Annotated in this window: 19 protein-coding genes and 6 tRNA genes; 17 read left to right on the forward strand and 8 right to left on the reverse strand. The window is 52.6% G+C overall.

What is annotated here, in order from left to right; genetic code table 11:
• Window positions 1-62: 62 nt before the first annotated feature.
• On the reverse strand, window positions 63-1,490 hold the full coding sequence (locus AEST_RS15920) for an SLC13 family permease (protein WP_008610282.1): 1,428 nt from the start codon (window positions 1,488-1,490) through the stop codon (window positions 63-65).
• Window positions 1,491-1,679: 189 nt separating this feature from the next.
• Between AEST_RS15920 and AEST_RS15925 the strand changes: the two genes are divergently transcribed.
• The 3 genes from AEST_RS15925 (at window position 1,680) to AEST_RS15935 (ending at window position 5,397) form a co-directional block, all read left to right on the forward strand.
• On the forward strand, window positions 1,680-3,383 hold the full coding sequence (locus tag AEST_RS15925; RefSeq protein ID WP_008610284.1) for a methyl-accepting chemotaxis protein: 1,704 nt from the start codon (window positions 1,680-1,682) through the stop codon (window positions 3,381-3,383).
• Window positions 3,384-3,422: 39 nt separating this feature from the next.
• Window positions 3,423-3,812, forward strand: coding sequence for a peptide-methionine (R)-S-oxide reductase MsrB (msrB, locus tag AEST_RS15930; protein WP_008610285.1), 390 nt, complete (start codon window positions 3,423-3,425; stop codon window positions 3,810-3,812).
• Window positions 3,813-3,945: 133 nt separating this feature from the next.
• Window positions 3,946-5,397, forward strand: coding sequence for a glyceraldehyde-3-phosphate dehydrogenase (locus AEST_RS15935; protein ID WP_008610286.1), 1,452 nt, complete (start codon window positions 3,946-3,948; stop codon window positions 5,395-5,397).
• A gap of 101 nt (window positions 5,398-5,498) precedes the next feature.
• Here AEST_RS15935 and cspE read toward each other — a convergent pair whose 3' ends face one another.
• Both cspE and ald read right to left on the reverse strand, forming a co-directional pair.
• Window positions 5,499-5,711, reverse strand: coding sequence for a transcription antiterminator/RNA stability regulator CspE (gene cspE, locus AEST_RS15940; protein WP_008949373.1), 213 nt, complete (start codon window positions 5,709-5,711; stop codon window positions 5,499-5,501).
• Window positions 5,712-6,060: 349 nt separating this feature from the next.
• Window positions 6,061-7,179, reverse strand: coding sequence for an alanine dehydrogenase (ald, locus tag AEST_RS15945; RefSeq protein ID WP_008610289.1), 1,119 nt, complete (start codon window positions 7,177-7,179; stop codon window positions 6,061-6,063).
• A gap of 134 nt (window positions 7,180-7,313) precedes the next feature.
• Here ald and lrp point away from each other — a divergent pair, with 134 nt between their 5' ends.
• From lrp to serS, 5 genes are all read left to right on the forward strand, one after another.
• On the forward strand, window positions 7,314-7,799 hold the full coding sequence (gene lrp, locus AEST_RS15950; RefSeq protein ID WP_008610290.1) for a leucine-responsive transcriptional regulator Lrp: 486 nt from the start codon (window positions 7,314-7,316) through the stop codon (window positions 7,797-7,799).
• Between the two features lie 220 nt (window positions 7,800-8,019).
• Window positions 8,020-10,569, forward strand: coding sequence for a DNA translocase FtsK (locus AEST_RS15955; RefSeq protein WP_008610291.1), 2,550 nt, complete (start codon window positions 8,020-8,022; stop codon window positions 10,567-10,569).
• The gene (lolA, locus tag AEST_RS15960) at window positions 10,569-11,291 is read left to right on the forward strand and encodes an outer membrane lipoprotein periplasmic chaperone LolA (protein ID WP_008610293.1); all 723 of its coding nucleotides are present in this window, start codon (window positions 10,569-10,571) and stop codon (window positions 11,289-11,291) included. The genes AEST_RS15955 and lolA overlap by 1 nt, the downstream gene beginning before the upstream one ends.
• Entirely contained in the window at window positions 11,291-12,634 is a 1,344-nt protein-coding gene (locus AEST_RS15965; RefSeq protein ID WP_008610296.1) for a replication-associated recombination protein A, read from the forward strand. The genes lolA and AEST_RS15965 overlap by 1 nt, the downstream gene beginning before the upstream one ends.
• Window positions 12,635-12,860: 226 nt before the next feature.
• The gene (gene serS / locus AEST_RS15970) at window positions 12,861-14,150 is read left to right on the forward strand and encodes a serine--tRNA ligase (RefSeq protein WP_008610300.1); all 1,290 of its coding nucleotides are present in this window, start codon (window positions 12,861-12,863) and stop codon (window positions 14,148-14,150) included.
• Window positions 14,151-14,315: 165 nt separating this feature from the next.
• On the opposite strand, the gene AEST_RS15975 is transcribed toward serS, so the two are convergent.
• The 5 genes from AEST_RS15975 to AEST_RS15995 form a co-directional block, all read right to left on the reverse strand.
• Window positions 14,316-14,657 (reverse strand): TusE/DsrC/DsvC family sulfur relay protein, encoded by a 342-nt coding sequence (locus AEST_RS15975; protein WP_008610301.1) that lies wholly within the window; start codon window positions 14,655-14,657, stop codon window positions 14,316-14,318.
• A gap of 4 nt (window positions 14,658-14,661) precedes the next feature.
• A complete protein-coding gene (locus AEST_RS15980) occupies window positions 14,662-14,925 on the reverse strand; it encodes a DsrH/TusB family sulfur metabolism protein (protein ID WP_008610302.1) in 264 nt (87 codons plus the stop codon).
• Between the two features lie 64 nt (window positions 14,926-14,989).
• A complete protein-coding gene (gene tusC, locus AEST_RS15985; protein WP_008610303.1) occupies window positions 14,990-15,355 on the reverse strand; it encodes a sulfurtransferase complex subunit TusC in 366 nt (121 codons plus the stop codon).
• Window positions 15,355-15,708, reverse strand: a complete 354-nt coding sequence (locus AEST_RS15990; protein ID WP_008610304.1) for a DsrE/DsrF/TusD sulfur relay family protein — start codon at window positions 15,706-15,708, stop codon at window positions 15,355-15,357. The genes tusC and AEST_RS15990 overlap by 1 nt, the downstream gene beginning before the upstream one ends.
• Before the next feature lie 98 nt (window positions 15,709-15,806).
• A complete protein-coding gene (locus AEST_RS15995; RefSeq protein WP_008610308.1) occupies window positions 15,807-16,475 on the reverse strand; it encodes a Bax inhibitor-1/YccA family protein in 669 nt (222 codons plus the stop codon).
• 159 nt (window positions 16,476-16,634) lie between these two features.
• Between AEST_RS15995 and AEST_RS16000 the strand changes: the two genes are divergently transcribed.
• The 9 genes from AEST_RS16000 to AEST_RS16040 all read left to right on the forward strand — a co-directional run bounded on the left by AEST_RS16000 (window position 16,635) and on the right by AEST_RS16040 (window position 20,949).
• Window positions 16,635-16,725: transfer RNA gene (locus AEST_RS16000), tRNA-Ser, on the forward strand.
• A gap of 169 nt (window positions 16,726-16,894) precedes the next feature.
• A tRNA-Ser gene (locus tag AEST_RS16005) sits at window positions 16,895-16,985 on the forward strand.
• Window positions 16,986-17,246: 261 nt separating this feature from the next.
• Complete coding sequence (gene uvrY / locus AEST_RS16010) at window positions 17,247-17,897, forward strand: UvrY/SirA/GacA family response regulator transcription factor (RefSeq protein ID WP_008610310.1); 651 nt, start codon at window positions 17,247-17,249, stop codon at window positions 17,895-17,897.
• A gap of 5 nt (window positions 17,898-17,902) precedes the next feature.
• Window positions 17,903-19,720 (forward strand): excinuclease ABC subunit UvrC, encoded by a 1,818-nt coding sequence (gene uvrC, locus AEST_RS16015; RefSeq protein WP_008610311.1) that lies wholly within the window; start codon window positions 17,903-17,905, stop codon window positions 19,718-19,720.
• Window positions 19,721-19,752: 32 nt separating this feature from the next.
• Window positions 19,753-20,310 (forward strand): CDP-diacylglycerol--glycerol-3-phosphate 3-phosphatidyltransferase, encoded by a 558-nt coding sequence (pgsA, locus tag AEST_RS16020; RefSeq protein WP_008610312.1) that lies wholly within the window; start codon window positions 19,753-19,755, stop codon window positions 20,308-20,310.
• Between the two features lie 232 nt (window positions 20,311-20,542).
• Window positions 20,543-20,618, forward strand: a tRNA-Gly gene (locus AEST_RS16025).
• Between the two features lie 24 nt (window positions 20,619-20,642).
• Window positions 20,643-20,716, forward strand: a tRNA-Cys gene (locus AEST_RS16030).
• Window positions 20,717-20,751: 35 nt separating this feature from the next.
• Window positions 20,752-20,838, forward strand: a tRNA-Leu gene (locus tag AEST_RS16035).
• Between the two features lie 35 nt (window positions 20,839-20,873).
• Window positions 20,874-20,949: transfer RNA gene (locus tag AEST_RS16040), tRNA-Gly, on the forward strand.
• The last annotated feature ends 407 nt before the right edge of the window (window positions 20,950-21,356 follow it).

Raw genomic sequence — 21,356 nt, forward strand, 5'->3', positions numbered from 1 at the left:
ATAAAAAAGCCCCGAATCTCGGGGCTTTTGCATATCAGGTTGTATTGGAAGCTTAGGCTGGATTAAAAGCCAAACACCCAGCGCGCCAGGGTTAACGTCAGGACACTGATCACCAGTACTGAGAAGATATTCAGCGCAAAGCCGGCTTTAACCATATCGGCAATTCTAAGCTGACCGGAAGAAAATACGATAGCATTGGGTGGGGTTGCCACCGGCATCATAAAGGCACAGCTGGCCGCGATGGCCGCCGGGATCACCAGCGTTAACGGCGTGCCGGACATCGCCAGCGCCACCGGGGCCAGTAGCGGTAAAAAGCCGGCTGCGGTTGCGGTGTTGCTGGTAATTTCGGTCAGGAACACGATCACTGTGGTGACCACCACTATCATCACCCAGAACGGCACATCACCCAGCAGGATCACCTGATCGGCAATAAAGGTCGCCAGCCCGCTTTTGGTGATCAGCGCGGCTAAACTCAGGCCGCCACCAAACAGCATCAGAATCCCCCACGGCAGCTTTTGGGTTTCATCCCAGGTCAGGATGCGGGTATTCTTGCGATCCAACGGCAATACCAGCAGCAATAACGCGGCGGTCATGGCGATAGTGGTGTCATCCAGTGGTAAGCCGCTCCAGCTGGCCAGTAACGGCCGGAAGGTCCAGCACAGCGCCGTCAGCACAAAGATGATCAGCACTGCTTTTTCACCACGTTGCATCCGGCCCAGTGTGGCCAGTTGTTGCCGGAATAAGCCCTTGGTTTCAACCGCAACCACCTTATCAACCTGATAGGCGGCCCGGGTCAGCCAGAGCCAGCTAATTGCCAGCAAAATCATGCTCAGTGGCAAACCCACCAGCATCCACTCAGCAAAACCAATCTGGATCTGATAGTTATCGGCAAGAAAGGCTGCCATCAGCGCGTTGGGCGGGGTGCCTATTAAGGTCGCCAGACCACCGATAGAGGCGGCGTAGGCAATGGCCAACAGCATCGCTTTGCCAAAGGCGCTGTCTTCCTGATCCTGGTGCAACAGTTGCATAATCGACAGCGCAATTGGCAGCATCATCACTGCCGTTGCGGTATTTGACATCCACATCGACAAAAAGGCAGTGACGATCATAATGCCGCCAATCTGCTGGCTGGGTTTGCTGCCTACCAGCAACATGGTATGCAGTGCAATGCGTTTATGCAGTGACCAGCGCTCCATCGCAATGGAAATAATAAAGCCACCGAGAAACAGGAAAATCAGCGGGTGAGCATAAGGCTGCGCCGTTGCCGCCAGGCTATTCAGATCCAGTAGTGGTGCGATCACCAGCGGTAAAAAAGAGGTCACCGGGATTGGCACCGCCTCAGTGATCCACCAACTGGCCATCCAGCATGTCAGGCCCAGTACCAGCCAGCTTTCCTGGTTCATGCCAAAGGGCGCTGTGGTGAGCAACGTAAGCAGCATAAAAGCCGGGCCAAGCAGTAGCGCGTATAAAGGAGTTGTTGTTTGCGGCATAAGGGCTCTTCTGGCGGTGGTTTTCGATATCGGTGACTACTATACCTAAAATGCCGCTATGGCTCTATCCATATGGGGTGCTAGTTGTTTTCGGCCGACAACTTACTGTAATAGCGAAACTTCTACACGATTTATTTAGATCCGGCTATGCTTAAGAAAAATACCAAAAAATTCGACAGGAGCAGGGCTATGGGATTTTGGTCAACCGCGGCGGGCCGCTTATTAATTGTTCCGTTACTGGCGTTAGCCGGCTTTCTGGTGATTGCCGCCGTGGCGCTGGATGCGCTGCAGCAACGGCTGACGGAAGGACGCGAACAACGGGTGGTGGCGGTGATTGATGTGGGGATGACCCTGGTTAAGCACTACCAGCAATTGGAAAAAAGCGGCGCCTTAAGCCGGGAGCAGGCACAACAGGCTGCATTGTCGGCGATCCGTGCCATTCGTTATGACAAGGTCGAGTATATCTGGATCAACGATCTGGGGCGGCCCTTCCCGAAAATGGTGATGCATCCTACCGTGCCCGCTTTGGAGGGCACAGTACTGGACCGGCCAAGTTTTAATTACGCGACGTTAATGCGTAGCCCCGACGGTCGTCAGCAGCAAAAACTGAATAACCAAAACCTCTTTGTGACCTTTGTTGAGACCATTGGCCGTTATGGCAGTGGTTTTGTTGAATATCAATGGACCAAGCCGCTACCCGGTGGTGGTGTTACCGAGGAGCGTTATACCAAGCTGTCCTATGTGATTGCGGATCAGGAGTGGGGCTGGGTATTGGGCTCCGGCATCTATATTGATGATGTGCAAAAGATGTTCTGGCAAACCGGTTTACGGCTGGCATTGGTAATAGTGCTGGTGATGTTACTGACAGTTGCCGTTTCGCTGTATATCCGCCGTTGGTTGTTGCGCCAGCTGGGTGGTGAGGTTGCCTATACCCGGCAATTGGTGCAACAGGTTGCAGCCGGTGATTTTAGCGCCAGCATTAGCCTGCAAGCAGGTGATCAGGATAGTCTGCTAGCCGCAGTTGCTGCCCTGGTTGGCCGCTTGCGTGAACTCATCGGTCAGCAGCGGGCTCTGGTGAGCGGGCTGAATCAGCAATCTGAGGCGCTGGATAGTTCCAGCCAGCAAAGTCAGGCCTTACTGCAACAGGTTATGGAGCAAACCACCCAGGTTGCGACTGCAGTGCACGAAATGAGCACCACCTGCGATGATATGGCGCGTAATGCGACTACGGCGGCACATTCGGCACGGGATGCCGATCGTGAGGCGGCTGCCGGTACTGCGGCTGTTGGTCAAACCTTACAGGCTATTAATCAGTTACAAAGCAAAGTTGAGCAAGTAGCGGCGGTGTTATCGGAGCTCTCCGACAGCAGTCAGCAAATCGGTGCCGTGACGGAGGTGATTGGCAGCATTGCAGAGCAAACCAACTTGTTGGCACTAAATGCCGCCATCGAGGCCGCCCGTGCCGGTGAACAGGGACGGGGCTTTGCGGTGGTTGCCGACGAAGTCCGCACCCTGGCCAGCCGTTCGGCCAGCTCTACTCAGGATATCAACAGCAAGGTGCAGGAAATTCAGCAGGATGCCGCCCGCGCCGTCAGTTCAATGCAACAAAGCCAGCAGGAAACCAGCCTGACCATCGCCCGTTCTTCTGAAGCCAGTAGCGCCTTGCAGCGTATCAATGGCGCTGTTGCTCAGATCACCGACGTCAATGACCAACTGGCCAGTGCTACCGAAGAGCTGGCGATGGTTGCCGGTGGTATTAACCAGAATATGGAGCAAATTGCCCAAGCGGTGCAGCAAACCCATGAACAGGCAGCACAGTTAGCGGGCGCCAGTAGCCAGTTACGGCAAATGGCACGGGAATTAAATAATCTGTTAGCCGGCTTCCGCGTATAATGGTTTAAGTGAGAATTTCTGTGATGTGCTGAGGTACAGATGAAACTAACAGAACAGCAATGGCGGGAACGCCTGACTGACGAACAGTATCGGATCACCCGTTTAAAGGGCACCGAGTATCCGTTCAGTGGAGAATTGTTGCACCATACGGCTGATGGCACCTACCACTGCATCTGCTGTGGTACCGTGTTGTTTGATTCGGCGACTAAATTTGATGCCGGTTGTGGCTGGCCGAGTTTCTATCAGGCGATAGAGGGTAAAGTCAGCTATAAACCGGATCACAGCCATGGCATGCACCGGATTGAAATTCTTTGTGCCGCCTGCGATGCCCATTTGGGGCATGTGTTTGACGATGGGCCCTTGCCAACCGGGCAGCGTTACTGTGTCAACTCGGTATCGCTGCGCTTTCAACATACTACCAAGGTCTAAAAAATTCTGTAATTGTTGTGGTAGGCTTTCATAATCCATTACAATAGGCCGCCTTTCAAAACCGCTGTACCCTACATAAAAGCGGCAAGGGCAACTCCAATTAATTCATCTTATTGAAGTAAAAGGCCTGAACATGACCCTATCACACGCAGAGCAGTACCAGAAGAGCTGGCAGGAGCGCCAGGAATACGCCGAAAATATGTTGCCAATTATTGGCCGTCTGTACCGTAACAAAGGCATCGAAGTCGTGATTTACGGCCGTCCGCTGGTCAACGCTACCATCATCGATATCATCAAAGCGCACAAAACTGTGCAGCGTTTCGAGGGGCAAAAACTGCGGTTACGCGAAAGTTTCCCGGTACTGGAAGCGATCAGCAAGATGAATCTGGCCCCAGGCCGCGTTGATATCGGTAAGCTGGCTTATGCTTTCCTGTACAAAAACGTCGCAGAAGGTTTAACGCTGGAGCAGTATCTGGCCCGTGAGTTGTCACAAATTCTGGATCATGAAGATAAAGTGAAGCCGGTTGACGTGGTGCTCTATGGTTTTGGCCGGATCGGCCGGCTGTTAGCCCGTCTGATGTTAGAGCGCTCTGGTCCAAGCGTTAAATTACGCTTAAAAGCCATTGTTGTGCGTGGCGGTAAGCAGGGCGATCTGGAAAAACGTGCCAGCCTATTGCGTCGCGATTCTATCCATGGTCCTTTCAATGGCAGCATTACAGTCGATGAAGAAAACCAGGGCATTAAAGCCAACGGTACCTTTATCAAAGTGATCTATGCCAATTCGCCGGAAGAAGTCGATTACACAGCCTATGGTATCGACAATGCGCTGGTGGTTGATAACACTGGTATCTTTAAAGATGACGTCGGTTTGTCGGTACATCTGAAGAGCAAGGGTGCGGCCAAGGTGCTGCTGACGGCACCGGCCAAAGGCGATGTGCCAAACATAGTGTATGGCGTAAACCAGCATATGATTACCCCGGATCGCACCATCGTATCAGCGGCCAGTTGCACCACCAATGCTATTACACCGGTATTAAAAGCACTGAACGATGAGTACGGTATCCGTAATGGTCATGTGGAAACGGTACACTCTTATACCAACGATCAGAACCTGATTGATAACTTCCACAAAGCCGAGCGTCGTGGCCGGGCGGCACCATTAAATATGGTACTGACCTCAACGGGCGCTGCCAGTGCCGTCGCTAAAGCGTTACCAGAGCTGAAAGGCAAGTTAACCGGTAATGCGATCCGGGTACCAACACCTAATGTGTCAATGGCGATTCTGTCGCTGAACCTGAACCGCGAAACCAGCAAAGACGAGCTGAACAACTTCCTGCAAAACACCTCTTTGTTCTCTGAACTGCAGGATCAGATCGACTTTACCAGCTCAACCGAAATCGTATCATCCGATCTGGTTGGCTCGCGCTACGCCGGTGTGGTTGACTCACAGGCGACCATCGTTGATGGCGACCGCTGCGTGTTATACGTTTGGTACGATAACGAGTTCGGTTACAGCGTACAGGTTACCCGGGTGATGAACGAAATGGCCGGCATTACCTATCCGACACTGCCTGTCGCCAAATAAGCTTAACCCGCCACTAAAAAACCCGCCTCGCAGCGGGTTTTTTTATCCACAGCCATAAAAAAAGCCAGCGCTAGGCTGGCTTCTTGGAATTCGGTATCGAATTAGCCGATAACAGTTACGTTAGCAGCTTGTGGGCCTTTTTGACCTTGTTCGATTTCGAAAGCAACTTTCTGACCTTCGTTCAGAGTTTTGTAGCCTTCAGTTTGGATTGCACGGAAGTGAACGAAAGCGTCAGCGCCGCCGTTATCTTGAGTGATGAAACCGAAACCTTTGTCAGCGTTGAACCACTTAACTACACCAGTTACTTTAGCCATGAGAGACTCCTAAAATTTTGATAAATGTAATAACGCAAAATGCGCTGTTAGCCTGACTGTTACTTATGTGGCCAAACGTGCGTGAATCTTCAGGACATGACTTACAAGCGAAGCTGTGTAGCGAAGTTTTCAAAAACAAGTTGTTACATAGGTCTGTACTACAGGCCGGACATCACTATAACAGGTATTGCAGGAATGTATAGCTTTATCGGTGAATAATTTAGCGAAATCACAGGCTACAGCAACTGGCGCTATTTTCACCGCAGTTGGCGGCCTGATTTTCGCGAAAAGCGGCAGCGCCGGCATAAAAAAAGGCCGGATAACCGGCCTTAATTAAAGCAAGCTGAACTTAGCCGGCGATCGCAGCAGCCGGTGCTACGAATGGCAGGTTCAGTGCCTGAGCTACGCCCTCGTTGGTCACTTTGCCACGGTAGACGTTCAGGCCGGCCAGCAGATGCTGGTCATCCAGCAGTGCTTGCTTATAGCCTTTGTTGGCTAAGCGCAGAATAAACGGCAGGGTAGCGTTATTCAGGGCGAAGGTAGAAGTGCGTGGTACCGCACCTGGCATGTTTGCCACGCAGTAATGCACCACATCATCAACGATATAGGTTGGTTCAGCGTGCGTGGTTGGCTTAGAGGTTTCAACACAGCCACCCTGATCGATTGCCACGTCAACAATAGCTGAACCTGGCTTCATCCGCTTGATATGCTCTTTGGTCACCAGTTTAGGTGCCGCAGCGCCCGGTACCAGTACACCACCGATCACTAAGTCAGCCGCCAGCACTTCCTGCTCCAGCGCATCAGCAGTAGAGTACACTGCTTTAACGGCACCGTTAAACTGGGCATTAATACGACGCAGTACATCAACACTGCGATCCAGTACGGTAACATCAGCACCTAAACCTACCGCCATTTGCGCGGCGTTAGTACCGACCATACCGCCACCGATCACCACGACCTTGGCTGGTGCTACGCCTGGTACGCCACCTAACAGCATACCGCGACCACCACAGGATTTTTCCAGTGCCCGGGCTCCGGCCTGAATGGACATCCGGCCAGCCACTTCTGACATTGGCGCTAACAGCGGTAAACCGCCTTTGCTGTCGGTCACAGTTTCATAGGCGATACAGACAGCGCCTGATTTAATCAGATCGGCAGTTTGCTCCGGATCCGGCGCTAAGTGTAGGTAAGTAAACAGGATCTGGCCATCGCGCAGCATGGCGCGCTCAACGGCTTGTGGCTCTTTTACCTTAACAATCATCTCGGCTTTGGCGAAGACTTCAGCGGCAGTGCTCAGCACAGTGGCACCGGCAGCCTGATAATCTTCATCGGTAAAACCGATGCCAATACCGGCATTGTGTTCAACAAAGACGCTGTGACCGTGGCCAATCACTTCACGGACGCTGGCAGGCGTCATGCCGACACGGTACTCATGGTTTTTTATTTCTTTTGGTACACCGATGATCATAGGTTTCACCTTGGTTGGGTTGGGTAAAATTTTTGCGCAGTATAGCGATATAAAACCAGAATTAATGCTTGTTTTTAAACGCCGAAATAGCAGAAAATCCTGTTTAAGAAACTGGCTTGGAGTTTTATGCTGAAATGTACTCTTTAAATAAGAGTGTCAAGAAGTTAGATCGGATTGACCGCAAAATTCTGGTGGAATTACAAAAGGATGGCCGTTTGGCGAATGTCGAGCTGGCCAGGCGGGTAGGGCTGAGCCCCACACCCTGTCTCGAGCGGGTGCGCAAGCTGGAAGCCGAAGGCTTTATCCTCGGCTACAACGCCCAGGTCGATCCGCATAAAGTCGGTGCTGCGTTGCTGGTATTCGTGGAAATTACGCTGAGCAAAACCTCACCGGAAGACTTTGACGAGTTTAGCAAGGCAGTACAGAAGCTGTCGGAAATTCAGGAATGTCACCTGGTGTCCGGCAGTTTCGACTTTTTACTGAAAACCCGGGTAGCCAATATGGCTGCCTATCGCGAACTGCTGGGGGAAACCCTGCTCAGGTTGCCAAGTGTGCGGGAAAGCCGGACCTATGTGGTGATGGAAGAAGTGAAGCAAAGTAGCTTTGTGGCGATACCTTAAGTCATTTTAGTATAAGGTAGTTTGGTATCAGTTACTTTGGTATAAGCTCGCGTTCAGCTTGGGCGGATTAAACTGGCCACTGCGCCGCTGCTATGCCAGAAAGATGCACTTTTAGCGCTGCTCTGGTAACCTTAGCAGGTCAGTGAAGACAGACTCAGCACTCCGCACAGCGGTTATTAGCGCGACTTGCGCGCAGTTTTTTTAAGGAGCGGAGCAAAAAATGAAATTAGAGGCCTTTCATTTGCAAAGCAAAGTATTATTTTCATTAAACGGTGTGCAACGACTGCTTGAAGTCGGCCTGATCCTATTCTCCTCGTTGGCCGTCTTTATGCTGTTAGCATTAATTTCCTTTGACCCGGCCGATCCCAGCTGGTCGCAAACCGGTTATCAACAACAGGTCAATAACTATGCCGGCCGTGGCGGTGCCTTTGTGGCCGATCTGCTGCTGTTCAGCTTCGGCTGGATTGCCTATTTACTGCCGTTTTTTGTTGCCCTGATGGGCTATCTGCTCTTTAAACGCTTTAAAGATTTACTTAGTCTCGATTACCTGATTTTAGGCTCTCGGGTATTTGGCCTGATCCTGACGCTGTGTGCGGCAACCGCGATCAGCAGTATGAATTTCAACGATATCTATTATTTCTCGTCCGGCGGTGTGCTGGGCGATATGATCAGCAGTAGCTTACTGCCGTACTTTAATTTTATTGGTACCAGTCTGTTATTACTCTGTGCCTTTGCCACCGGCCTGACGCTGCTAACCGGTATCTCCTGGCTGACCGTCGCTGATTACCTCGGCGCCGGCTGTTTTTATCTGTTTACCCGTTTGTTGGAATTACCGCAGCGTTTTAGCGGCAAAGCGCCAGCCAACCCGGTATTTAACGAAACAGCAACGGCAGAGCTGCCACAGCCAAAAGCGAAAAAAGCCCAGCGTAACAACCTCGAAGCCACTGAACCGGCCTGGTCTGCTGCTGCGGATGAGGATGATTTAGAGCCGCAATTTAGCTGGCCACCGGCGGCAGAGCCGGAGCCAAAACGCAAAGAGCCGTTACCGATCCGGCCGCTGGATGAGCGCACCGAAGCCCGGGCTTTCTACAGTGTGGATAGTCTTGCCGATGATCAGCTGTCGTTTAGTGCCGTCGACGATCCGAACGAATCAGTGCATATCGGCCGTACCCTGCGCGAGTTGGAAGAGCAGGAAGAGCTGCACCCACTGTTGCGCTATCCGGAAGATGAAGCCGTCGTAGTTGAAGAAGACGACAGCGAAGAGGTCGCACATTCGCTGGAAGAGTTGCCATCACTGGCGCTGTTAGATCGGCCGGATAAAGCCACCAACCCGATTGACCCGGCTGATTTAGAGCGGGTATCGCGGCTGGTTGAAGCTAAGCTGCTCGATTTTAATGTCGAAGCCAAGGTCGTCGGCGTCCATCCGGGGCCTGTTGTCACCCGCTTTGAACTGGATTTGGCGCCGGGCGTCAAAGTCAGCAAAATTACCGGCCTGGCCAAAGATTTAGCCCGCTCGTTATCGGCCATTAGCGTACGGGTGGTGGAAGTGATCCCGGGCAAGAGCTTTATCGGTTTAGAGCTGCCAAATCAGCACCGTGAAATCGTGCGCTTATCCGAAGTCATTGGCGATGAGGTCTTTAACGAGTCCAAATCGGCGCTGACTATGGTGCTGGGCAAAGATATTGCCGGCAAATCAGTGGTCGCCGATCTGGCCAAGATGCCGCACTTACTGGTCGCCGGTACTACGGGCTCGGGTAAATCGGTTGGCGTTAACGTCATGATTTGTAGTTTGCTGTATAAATCTACGCCGGACGATGTACGCTTTATTATGATCGACCCCAAGATGCTGGAGCTGTCCATCTACGAAGGCATTCCGCACCTGTTAACCGAAGTGGTTACCGATATGAAAGACGCGGCCAATGCGCTGCGCTGGTGTGTTGGGGAAATGGAGCGCCGTTACAAGCTGATGTCAGCGATGGGCGTGCGTAACCTGAAGGGCTACAACGCCAAGATCAAAGAAGCCATCGCGGACGGCCAGCCACTGAAAGATCCACTGTGGAAGCCATCGGATGATATGCGCGATAGCGCGCCTTATCTGGAAAAACTACCGGCGATCGTCGTGGTGATCGACGAATTTGCCGACATGATGATGATTGTCGGTAAAAAAGTCGAAGAGCTGATTGCGCGGATCGCGCAAAAAGCGCGGGCGGCCGGTATTCACCTGGTACTGGCGACGCAGCGGCCATCGGTTGATGTGATCACCGGTTTAATTAAAGCCAATATCCCAACCCGGATCGCCTTTCAGGTATCGTCGAAAATTGACTCGCGCACCATCCTGGATCAGCAGGGCGCAGAAAGCCTGTTGGGGCAGGGCGATATGCTGTATTTACCACCTGGTTCAGGGGTGCCTACCCGGGTGCATGGCGCCTTTGTTGATGACCATGAAGTGCATGCGGTGGTTGCCGACTGGAAACGGCGTGGCAAACCACAGTATTTACCAGAAATTTTAAGTGGCGAAACCACAGAAGAGAACTTGTTACCCGGCGAAGTACTCGAAGGGGAAGAGGGTGAGGCCGATCCGCTGTATGATCAGGCCGTGGCCTTCGTCATTGAATCACGCCGCGCTTCAGTGTCAGGCGTGCAACGTAAATTCCGGATCGGCTATAATCGCGCCGCCCGTCTGGTTGAGCAGATGGAGCACAGCGGTTTAGTCAGCCCACCGGGGCATAATGGTAACCGTGAAGTCTTGGTTCCGAACAGAGGTGGTTAATGGGTAAATTGGCGTCAATGCGTAAATTGTCGTTCATAATGTTGGTAGCCGCGGCAGGAGCAGCCGCCACAGTGGCCAGCCCGGTATGGGCACAAACGGTAGAAGTAGTACCCAGACCTGATTTTGCCCCCCATATGCAGGCGGCACGGCAGCAGCGGTTAAGTGCTGAGGATGCCAGTGCCGAACTGATGCAGCAATTGGCGCGCATTAAAAGCTACACCGCCAGTTACCGGCAAAAGGTTTACGATATTCAGCAGCAACTGCTGCAGGAAGGTAAAGGCCAGCTGGCGCTGCAGCAGGGCGCGCGCTTTCGCTTTGAAAGCACTGAGCCGGAGCCATCGTTACTGGTCAGTGATGGTAAAACCCTGTGGATCTACAATGAGCCGTTAGAGCAGGTCAGTATCTATGATGCACAAAGTGAAGTGGGCCAAACACCTTTTGCCTTGCTGACTTCGACTGATCCGGCGCTCTGGCAGCAATACCGCGTGACCAAACAACAGCAGAGTTTCTTTATTCACCCGCAAAGCAGCGATAATCCGGTGCAGCAGCTGCTACTTACCTTTAGCGAAGATCAGTTGATTGAAATGCAGGTGATTGATATTAACCAGCAGCAAAGCGTGTTTCTGTTTAGCGATATTAGGCTGAACAACAAGATCGCCAATGCGCAGTTCAGCTTTAAGGTCACGTCTAATCTGGACGTTGATGATCAGCGGCAACGCTAATGGCCACCTTACCGCTGGAGTTTGGCAGCGACTTCCGGCCATTGGCCGCCCGATTAAGACCGCGGCAACTTGCTGATTATGTCGGCCAGCAACATCTGCTGGCCGCAGGTTCACCGTTGCAACAAGCCATTCTGGCCGGCCGTGTCCATTCGTTAATCTTATGGGGTCCGCCAGGTACCGGCAAAACCACACTGGCAGAACTGATTGCCGGCCATGCCCAGGCGCAAATGCAGCGCTTATCGGCGGTCACCGCCGGCATTAAAGAAATTCGCGACAGCATTCAGCAGGCCAAATTACACCAGCAGCAATATCAGCAACGTACACTGCTGTTTGTCGATGAGGTGCACCGCTTTAATAAAGCGCAGCAGGATGCCTTTTTACCGCATATTGAAGATGGCACCATTATTTTTATTGGCGCCACTACCGAAAATCCGGCCTTTGCGCTAAATAACGCCATTTTATCCCGTGCCCGGGTTTGTGTGCTGAAGCCGCTGACCGAAGCAGATTTACAACAGGTGCTGGCGCGTGCGCTGACTGATGCGGAACTTGGGTTGGGCGCACAGCAATTAACGCTGGAGCCGGCGGCTGAGCAGCTTTTATTGCGTTTGGCTAATGGCGATGCCCGGCGCTTACTGAATTTACTGGAACAACTGGCAGAGCTGGCTGCGCCGCAGTCTGAACTGACGGTAGCGCAGGTACAGCAAATTGTGCCGCAACAGCTACCCGGCTTTGACCGCGATGGCGATCTGTTTTACGACCTGATTTCGGCGTTACATAAATCGGTGCGCGGCTCGGATCCGGATGCTGCCTTGTACTGGTTTGCCCGCATTCTGGCCGGGGGCGGCGATCCGCTTTATGTGGCACGGCGCTTATTGGCCATTGCCAGTGAGGATATTGGCAATGCCGATCCGCGGGCGCTGACGCTGGCACTTAATGCCTGGGATACCTTTAGCCGGGTCGGCCCGGCCGAAGGCGAGCGCGCTATTGCCCAGGCGCTGGTGTATCTGGCGCTGGCGCCAAAAAGTAATGCCGTCTATCTGGCGTTTAACCAGGCGAAAGCGCTGGTGGCAGAGCGTCCGGATTATCCGGTACCACTGCATCTGCGCAATGCGCCAACGGCACTGCAGCAGCAACTGGGGCATGGTGCCGGTTATCGTTATGCCCATGATGAACCCGGTGCCTATGCCGCCGGCGAGCGGTATTTACCAGCTGAGCTATGGCAACAGCAGTTGTATCAGCCCAGTGAGCGCGGCATGGAAAAGCAACTGGCGGAAAAACTGCGCTATTTGCGCGCGCTGGATGCGCAAAGCCCGACACAGCGCAGTACTGAACCCAAATCTTAAAGCTGAATAGCTATAGTAAAGCCGTGCCGGGTTTGAGCGCTGACGCCCGGCATCATAGCGCGCTGTTGCGGCTGATCTGGCGCAGGGCTCTGGTTATAACGCCGGCAGAACAGAGAAAATCTGCCTTAGGCATTTCAATTTAGGTGGCAGCTTAGTAATATTCAGCCCTGTTATGATCATCCGCCGGCAAGCTGCTGGCCTAATTTAGCGAACTGAAGCGAATTCTATGTTAGATCCGAAATTTTTACGCGCAGAACTGGCGCAAACCGCTGAGCGACTGGCAACCCGTGGTATGACGCTGGATGTTGCGGCCATCAGTGCCCTGGAAGAGCAGCGCCGGGTGCTGCAGGTAGAAACCCAGGAGCTGCAGAATCAGCGTAATACCAAATCAAAAGCCATTGGTCAGGCCAAAGCCCGCGGTGAAGATATTGCCCCCTTGCTGGCCGAAGTGGATGGCTTAGGCGCCCAGCTGGATGCGGCAAAGATCCGCCTGGATGCGGTACTGGCCGAGCTGGACAAAATTGCGTTAAGCATTCCTAACTTACCGGATCTGTCCGTGCCGGTCGGTAAAGATGAAACCGAAAATCTGGAAGTACGCCGCGTTGGCGCGCCACGCCAGTTTGATTTCCCGGTGCAAGATCATGTTGCGCTTGGCGAAGCCTATGCCGAGGGGCTGGATTTTGAAAGTGCGGTCAAGTTATCCGGCTCACGTTTTGTGGTAATGAAGGGCCAGATGGCGCGGCTGCACCGGGCGTTAACCCAGTTTATGCTGGATGTGCATACCCAGCAGCATGGTTACACTGAGGTTTATGTGCCTTATCTGGTTAACCATGCCAGCTTATACGGCACCGGCCAGCTGCCAAAATTCAGTGCTGATCTGTTCCACACCCAGCCTGCAACCGAAGAGGGTCAGGGCATGGCACTGATCCCAACCGCTGAAGTACCGGTGACTAACCTGGCGCGCGACAGCATCTTTGATGCCAGCGAACTGCCGTTTAAATATACCGCGCATACGCCTTGTTTTCGCAGTGAAGCCGGCTCTTATGGCCGCGACACCCGTGGTCTGATCCGCCAGCACCAGTTTGATAAAGTGGAGCTGGTACAGCTGGTTAATCCGGCACTGTCAATGCAGGCACTGGAAGAGCTGACCGGCCATGCCGAGAAAATTCTGCAGTTACTAGGCCTGCCATACCGGGTAATGCTGCTGTGTACCGGCGATATGGGTTTTGGCTCATGCAAGACGTACGATCTGGAAGTCTGGTTACCGGGGCAAAATGCCTACCGTGAAATCTCTTCTTGCTCGAATATGGGCGATTTCCAGGCACGGCGGATGCAGGCGCGGTTCCGGCCGGAAGAGGGCAAAAAGCCAGAGTTGCTGCATACGCTAAATGGCTCCGGCCTGGCCGTAGGCCGCACCCTGGTAGCTATTCTGGAGAACTATCAGCAAGCCGATGGCTCAGTGGCCATTCCAGAGGTGTTACAGCCTTATATGGGCGGCCAAACTAAGCTAGCATAAGCTCAATGTCTTTGCTCTTTGCGGCTAACTCCGCAAAGAGCAATTATTATCTGAATCTTGCTGTTAATTGCGTTTCAGTTTTCAAAACTCAAAACTCAAAACTCAAAACTCAAAACTCAAAACTCAAAACTCAAAACTCAAAACTCAAAACTCAAAACTCAAAACTCAAAGGCATTTTGCCGGCTTTGGCAACCCTGCCAGCCGGGTAGCCTGTTTCGCCGGACCTTCCGGAAACAATAAAAACAAATACTTACTATTGCCTTTATCTGGCCCCAGTTTTTCTGCCATCGCTTTAACCAGCAGCCGAATTGCCGGTGAGGTATTAAACTGCTGATAAAACTCCCGCACAAAATAAATCACTTCCCAGTGCGCGTCGGTCAGGCTCAGCTGTTCCAGCCTGGCAAAGGCTAAGGCCACTTCTGGCGTCCAGTCCGACAGCTGCTGCAAATAGCCATGTTTATCCAGCGGCAGCGACTGCTCGCCAACCGTTATAAAGGCCTGTGTCATCGGCTTAATTCCATAATAAATTCTGTTTGGCCTGGGCGCTAAGCGCGACCCAGCGCGCATCATCAATCAGTTCCACCTGCGCCAGCGGGGTGATTTGGCGCCAGTTTACATCTGATGCCAGCGCCAATACCGGCACTGGCAAGGTTAAATCGGCTTGCAAGCACAGATAAACCGCATCCTGGCGTAACAGGATCCGATCTTCCGGCGCACAGCAGGCGCTAAGCGTCTGCAACTCGAAGCGGGGTTGGGTCAGGGTAATCAGTTTCATCACAGCTCCTTTTTAATCACAGGCTTTACTGCTTCATCACAGACTTTGCTGCGCTAGGCCGCTGTTAGCAGCGGATCAGCTGATCGGCCTGTTGCATCGCGGTGCGGATCTGCGCACTATCGGCCCGCTGAAAACCCTCTGGTAGCACAAGCTCCGCCAGACCACGGCTGTTCAGGGATTGCTGACACACCAGGCAGGGGCCAATGTCGTACAGCGCAAATAAGCCAAAGCTTTTCTGAAAGGCTTTTAACGGCGCCGGCTTATCAGTGGGGTTATCGGCAGGAGGCAGCAACTGATACACTGCATCATCCTGAAACAGCATACTAACCTGATGCTCCACCGCGGCTAACGCCAGTGCCAGATCCAGCGCTTCCCGGGCTTTGGCCTGATTAAACGGCGAGGCGGTTTGAATTAACAGAATCGCTTGCATCAGAACTGTACCACCTTAGTGCCGGTTAACCGCATGGCAAACTCTGCCAGACCAGCGGCAAGAAAAGGGCCGTGCTCTGCCGCGTAAATACCGCGCTTCTCGGCCGCGGTCACACAATATAACAACGGGATCTGCTGTTGCTGGCACAGCTGGGCCAGTTGCGCCGCCAGATCCGGTTCATCGGCCGGCAAATCAATGCCAGGTTGCACCGCCAGCACCGCATCTTCATATAAGAACACTTGCTCCAACTGATAGCCGTTGGCCAGCGCCGCGCGGGCAAACTGGCAGGCACTGGCGAAGCTTTGGCCAGCAAAGGGGCTTTGTTGTAACAGCAAGCTAAAGCGGGTGGTCATGTTAGATTCCCTGCAGTTAGAAAGGGCCAATAAAAAGCCCCGCACAGGCGGGGCATTTTAGCGAACTCAACCGTTGCCGGCTAGTTTAGGTTGCGATCTTAGTCATCGCCACCAAAAATGCCTAACAGCTGCAGCAGGTGTACGAACAGGTTAAAGATGTTCAGATACAGGGCAACAGTGGCACGGATATAGTTGGTTTCACCGCCGTGAATAATGCGGCTGGTATCGAACAGGATCAGACCAGACATCACCAGCACGGCTACTGCGCTGATGGTCAGGCTTAACGCCGGAATGCTCAGGAAGATATTGGCAATGGCGGCAACCACAATTACCAGCAAACCAATCATCAGGAAGCCACCCATAAAGGAAAAATCTTTACGGCTGGTCAGGGCATAGGCTGATAAACCGAAGAAAATCAGTGCTGTACCTGCCAGAGCTTGCATGATTAATGACGGGCCATTCGGTAAACCGGCATAGGTCAGCAGCATTGGGCCTAAAGAGGCACCCATTAAACCGGCAAAACCAAATACCCAGAAAATACCGCTGGCGCTGTCCGCTTTCTTGTGAACGACAAACAGCATAACAATACCGGCGATCATACAAACGATGGCGCCGATCGCTGGCATACCCATTGCCATTGAAATGCCGGCTGCCACAGCGCTGAACGCCAGGGTTAAACCAAGCAGAAAGTAAGTATTGCGCAGGACCTTGTTGATTTCGACGCCCTGACTGAGGGTGCCGATATTACTGGTTTCTCTGTATGACATAGTGCTGTCTCCTCTGGACCAAGTTTGATGTGTATGACCGCATCATACTGTTAAAGTTCCACTATCTCCAGCCTTAGCCGCTTGAAAATACAGCAACTAAAAAATTTTTCATGCTTTTACTTTCTTTTCCGTAACGATCTGATTAATATACGCAGCGCTGGAGGGATGGCAGAGCGGTTTAATGCACCGGTCTTGAAAACCGGCGTAGGTTAGTAGCCTACCGAGAGTTCGAATCTCTCTCCCTCCGCCACTTATTCCTGAAAAACCACCCTAGCGGTGGTTTTTTACTTTCTGGCAGGGCAAAGGCCAAAAACCGCAGAAAATACCTGCTTGTTGCTGAAAATCTCGGCAAACAGTTAAAAGTGGCCATATTTGTGCTTTACAAAACAGCCCGGCCTTTTTAATATGCCGGCCAACGCGGAGGGATGGCAGAGCGGTTTAATGCACCGGTCTTGAAAACCGGCGTAGGTTAGTAGCCTACCGAGAGTTCGAATCTCTCTCCCTCCGCCACTTCAGCTCATCCGCTATTTCAGCATAGCTCACACCGCTTATCTTTTTAAATTATCCAATCCTTTGTCAGAAAAATCATTGGCTTAGTTGGCTGTTTTTTTGCATTTGTGGCAAAATCAGGTCCACTGCGAACTGTACTAAGAAGTATTAGTAAAAAACGTGCTGCTGGGCTATGCTAAGCAACAGAATAATTCTATACCTGAACTGCCTGTGGTTGTTGTGAAGGCGAAAACAGGTAAGCCAGTATAACGGAGAGCCAAGTTGATTAACGTGCTGTTAGTTGATGATCACGAGCTGGTAAGAACTGGGATCAGTCGCATACTAATGGATGAGCGCGGTATCAAGGTGATAGGCGAGGCCAGTACCGGCGAAGAAGCCCTGCAATTTTGCCGGCAACATGAACCCGATGTGGTATTGATGGATATGAATATGCCGGGGATGGGCGGCATGACCGCCACCAAGCGTATTCTGCATTATTGCCCGGATATTAAAATTATCGGTTTGTCGATTTCCTGCGAAGAGCCGGTGCCGACCAAAGTTATGCAGCTGGGTGCTGCCGGCTTTATCTCGAAAAATACCCCGCCGAAAGAAATGATTATGGCCATTAAAAAGGTCTATTCCGGGGCGCGGCATATTTCGGATGAGGTGGCGCAGAAAATGGCGCTGGCCAAGGTCAATAACCAGCAGCCTAATCCTTTTGATGGCCTGTCGGATCGTGAATTGCAGATCATGATGATGATTACCCAGGGCCAGAAGGTGACCGACATCGCCGAGCAGTTAAATGTCAGTGCCAAGACGGTGAATTCGTACCGCTACCGGATGTTTGAAAAGCTGGCGATCAGCGGCGATGTGGAGCTGACCCACCTGGCGCTGCGCCACGGTATGATTGATATCGCCAAAATTGCCCACTAAGCCTTATGTTTGACGCCAAAGCCTTTCTGGCGACCGTACCGCAACAGCCCGGCGTTTATCGGATGCTAAACGCCGCCGGCACCGTGATCTATGTCGGTAAAGCCAAGGATCTGAAAAAGCGCCTCAGCAGTTATTTTCGCAAAGAAGTCGACAGCATTAAAACCCGCGCCCTGGTTAGCCAGATAGCCCAGGTCGAATACACCCTGACGCATAGCGAAACCGAAGCGCTGATCCTGGAAAACAACCTGATCAAAGAATACCTGCCGAAGTACAACGTACTGCTGCGCGATGATAAATCTTACCCCTATATTCTGCTGTCGGCACATAAGCACCCGAGAATTAGCTCCCACCGCGGCCCGCGCAAGGTAGCGGGGCAGTATTTTGGCCCTTATCCTAATGCCGGTGCGGTGTGGCACAGCCTGAAAACCCTGCAGAAAATTTTCCCCATTCGCCAGTGTGAAGACGGTTTTTACCGTGCCCGCACCCGGCCTTGTTTGCAGTATCAGTTAAAGCTGTGCAGCGCGCCCTGCGTCGGGAAAATTTCCGATCAGGACTATAGCGAACAGGTGCGGCTGGCTGCATTGTTTTTAAGTGGCAAGAATCAGCAGGTAATTGATGATCTGGTGCAGAAGATGAACAGCGCCAGCGAACAACTGCAATTTGAAGCGGCGGCCGCGTATCGCGATCAGATCAGTGCGCTGCGCCGGGTACAGGAGCAGCAGCATGTCAGCGGCGAACATGAAGAGCTGGATGCCATCGGTTTTAGTCTGCAGGGGCAAACCGCCGTGGTGCATGTGCTCTTTGTGCGGGATCGCAAAATTCTGGGGTCGAAGTCGTACTACCCGAAAGTGCCGGCCGATACCGATGCCGCCGAAGTACTGTCGGCTTTTTTACTGCAGTTTTATTTAAGCGGCCACAGCGAGCAGCAAATTCCAAAAGAGATCGTACTACCGCTGGAAACGCCGGACGCAGAAGCGCTGGCCGAAGCCATTAGCAAACTGGCAGAGCATAAGGTGCGTTTTACCTATGCCAAACGCGGCGAAAAAGCCCAGTATCTGGCGCTGGCACAAAAGAATGCCGCTATCGCGCTGGATAGCCGGCAGTCGTTGGCGCAGAAAATGCGCGCCCGTTATCAGGCGCTGCAACAGCAGCTGGCCCTGGATAGCGCCATCGGCCGGATGGAGTGTTTTGATATCAGCCATACCATGGGGCAGGCGACTATTGCCTCCTGCGTGGTGTTCGACGGTGAGGGCCCCTACAAGCAGGAGTACCGCCGCTATAATGTGACCGGTATTACCGCCGGTGATGACTATGCAGCGATGCGCTTTGCGCTGGATAAGCGTTACAGCAAACTAACCGATGAAACCAAAATTCCGGATATCGTGTTTATCGATGGTGGCCAGGGCCAGCTGAATATCGCGCTGGAGCAGTTTGCCAACTGGCCGCATGCCAAAAAACCGCTGTTAATCGGTGTTGCCAAGGGGGTAAGCCGTAAAGCCGGCCTGGAAACGCTGATTTTGTGGGATAGTGGCCGCAGCATTCATTTACCGGAAGACTCGCCGGCACTGCACCTGATCCAGCAGATCCGCGACGAAGCACACCGCTTTGCGATAACCGGGCATCGAAATAAACGTGGCAAGGCGCTGCTGAAAAGCCCACTGGAAAATATTGCCGGCATTGGCGAGAAACGCCGCCAGGCGCTGCTGCAGTATCTGGGCGGCTTGCAGGGCGTGTTAAAAGCCAGTGTGGCTGAGCTTTGCAAAGTGCCGGGCATTTCAAAACAACAGGCAGAAAAGATTTACCAGGCCTGCCAGAACAAGTAGCATGACAACCAGGACGACTGTGAGAACCTAAGATGTGGAATATTCCAAACCTGTTGACCCTTTTTCGTTTGCTGCTGATCCCGGTATTTATTGTTTGCTTCTATTCCGGTTTAGAGCACGCCCGGTTCTGGTCGGCACTGGTGTTTTGCCTGGCTGCGGTAACCGATGCGCTGGACGGCTATCTGGCGCGTAAACTGCAGCAATCTACACCCTTTGGCGCCTTTCTCGATCCGGTCGCCGACAAGGTTATGGTGGCCACCGCACTGGTGCTGATCGCCGCTGACATCCATAACCTCTGGGCCGTAGTACCTGCCATCATTATTATCAGCCGCGAGATCTTTGTCTCGGCGCTGCGCGAATGGATGGCGGCCCTGGGTAAACGTGCTAATGTCGCCGTATCAAATCTGGGAAAATACAAAACCATTGCCCAGATGCTGGCGTTAATTGGCCTGATCTGGCAGCCACAAATTCCGCTGTTAGCCTGGTTTACCCCGGCCGGCTGGGCGCTACTGTATATCGCCACGATTTTAACGGTATGGTCGATGTACGAATACCTGCGCGCCGCCTGGGCCGATTTGGCGGCCAACTAGCCGCCAGCGAACCACACAAAAAACGGCCTGGCCGGCGCATTTTACCGCTATTGCCGCCAGCCGTTGTTACAGGTTTTGCCGCGGTAAGGGAGCTGAACAAAGCAAGTTGCTGTTTTTACCGCCGATGCTGCTACTTTTTAAGCAAACGGTCATAAAACTAAAAATTTGTTATTGACGACTCAGTATAAAACAGTAGAATGCGTCTCGTGTTAAGGCAGATGGCCATAGCAACGCGAGTTTAGCTCAGCTGGTAGAGCGCGACCTTGCCAAGGTCGAGGTCACGAGTTCGAACCTCGTAACTCGCTCCAACTCTCAGAGTCGGAAAGCTTAGTGGCGGGTTGGCAGAGTGGCCATGCAGCGGATTGCAAATCCGTCCACCTCGGTTCGACTCCGGGACCCGCCTCCATTAACACCCTGACTGCCAGGTTAAGCAGCGTGTTTGCCCGGGTGGTGAAATCGGTAGACACAAGGGATTTAAAATCCCTCGGGGGAAACCCCGTGCCGGTTCAAGTCCGGCCCCGGGCACCATTTTATACTGACCAGCAGTATAAAAGCTTCAAAATGCGAGTTTAGCTCAGCTGGTAGAGCGCGACCTTGCCAAGGTCGAGGTCACGAGTTCGAACCTCGTAACTCGCTCCAAATTCCAAAAAAGCCGCTGCCAAAGCGGCTTTTTGCATTCCAAAACCTGACTCTCAGACTAAGCCGTTCCGCTTCCCGTCTCCGGTATGCATGCGTACCGGAGACGATCATGCGATCTCAAAACCCACACCAACTCAACACCAAAACCGCACTACGACTCCGGTATGCATGCGTACCGGAGTCGGTCCTGCGATACTAAAATGTGCGACCATCCCAACCCCAACCACATTTCCAGATCAGCCTATAGCGCCACAAACTGTCCAAACCACCAGTAATCGTAAGCATACTGTAAACTCGTAAATCGCAAGGTTTTGCCCCGCTTTCCCCAGCTTAGAAATCATCAGATATCAAAACAATTGATTTAACGTTAGTTATTCGCTAGCGTAGAGTCATAAATGGAGAAAAAG

This window comes from Alishewanella aestuarii B11 (genome assembly GCF_000280055.1).
In the GTDB taxonomy this organism is placed as follows: Bacteria; Pseudomonadota; Gammaproteobacteria; order Enterobacterales; family Alteromonadaceae; genus Alishewanella; species Alishewanella aestuarii.

Coding starts and splice junctions, on each gene's coding strand:
- AEST_RS15935 (WP_008610286.1), top strand. CDS start 3,946: ATGACCCTATCACACGCAGAGCAGTACCAGAAGAGCTGGCAGGAGCGC.
- pgsA (WP_008610312.1), top strand. CDS start 19,753: ATGTGGAATATTCCAAACCTGTTGACCCTTTTTCGTTTGCTGCTGATC.
- lolA (WP_008610293.1), top strand. CDS start 10,569: ATGGGTAAATTGGCGTCAATGCGTAAATTGTCGTTCATAATGTTGGTA.
- tusC (WP_008610303.1), bottom strand. CDS start 15,355: ATGCAAGCGATTCTGTTAATTCAAACCGCCTCGCCGTTTAATCAGGCC.
- ald (WP_008610289.1), bottom strand. CDS start 7,179: ATGATCATCGGTGTACCAAAAGAAATAAAAAACCATGAGTACCGTGTC.
- AEST_RS15995 (WP_008610308.1), bottom strand. CDS start 16,475: ATGTCATACAGAGAAACCAGTAATATCGGCACCCTCAGTCAGGGCGTC.
- AEST_RS15975 (WP_008610301.1), bottom strand. CDS start 14,657: ATGACACAGGCCTTTATAACGGTTGGCGAGCAGTCGCTGCCGCTGGAT.
- AEST_RS15980 (WP_008610302.1), bottom strand. CDS start 14,925: ATGAAACTGATTACCCTGACCCAACCCCGCTTCGAGTTGCAGACGCTT.
- uvrC (WP_008610311.1), top strand. CDS start 17,903: ATGTTTGACGCCAAAGCCTTTCTGGCGACCGTACCGCAACAGCCCGGC.
- AEST_RS15965 (WP_008610296.1), top strand. CDS start 11,291: ATGGCCACCTTACCGCTGGAGTTTGGCAGCGACTTCCGGCCATTGGCC.
- serS (WP_008610300.1), top strand. CDS start 12,861: ATGTTAGATCCGAAATTTTTACGCGCAGAACTGGCGCAAACCGCTGAG.
- AEST_RS15920 (WP_008610282.1), bottom strand. CDS start 1,490: ATGCCGCAAACAACAACTCCTTTATACGCGCTACTGCTTGGCCCGGCT.
- AEST_RS15955 (WP_008610291.1), top strand. CDS start 8,020: ATGAAATTAGAGGCCTTTCATTTGCAAAGCAAAGTATTATTTTCATTA.
- AEST_RS15990 (WP_008610304.1), bottom strand. CDS start 15,708: ATGACCACCCGCTTTAGCTTGCTGTTACAACAAAGCCCCTTTGCTGGC.
- msrB (WP_008610285.1), top strand. CDS start 3,423: ATGAAACTAACAGAACAGCAATGGCGGGAACGCCTGACTGACGAACAG.
- AEST_RS15925 (WP_008610284.1), top strand. CDS start 1,680: ATGGGATTTTGGTCAACCGCGGCGGGCCGCTTATTAATTGTTCCGTTA.
- cspE (WP_008949373.1), bottom strand. CDS start 5,711: ATGGCTAAAGTAACTGGTGTAGTTAAGTGGTTCAACGCTGACAAAGGT.
- lrp (WP_008610290.1), top strand. CDS start 7,314: ATGTACTCTTTAAATAAGAGTGTCAAGAAGTTAGATCGGATTGACCGC.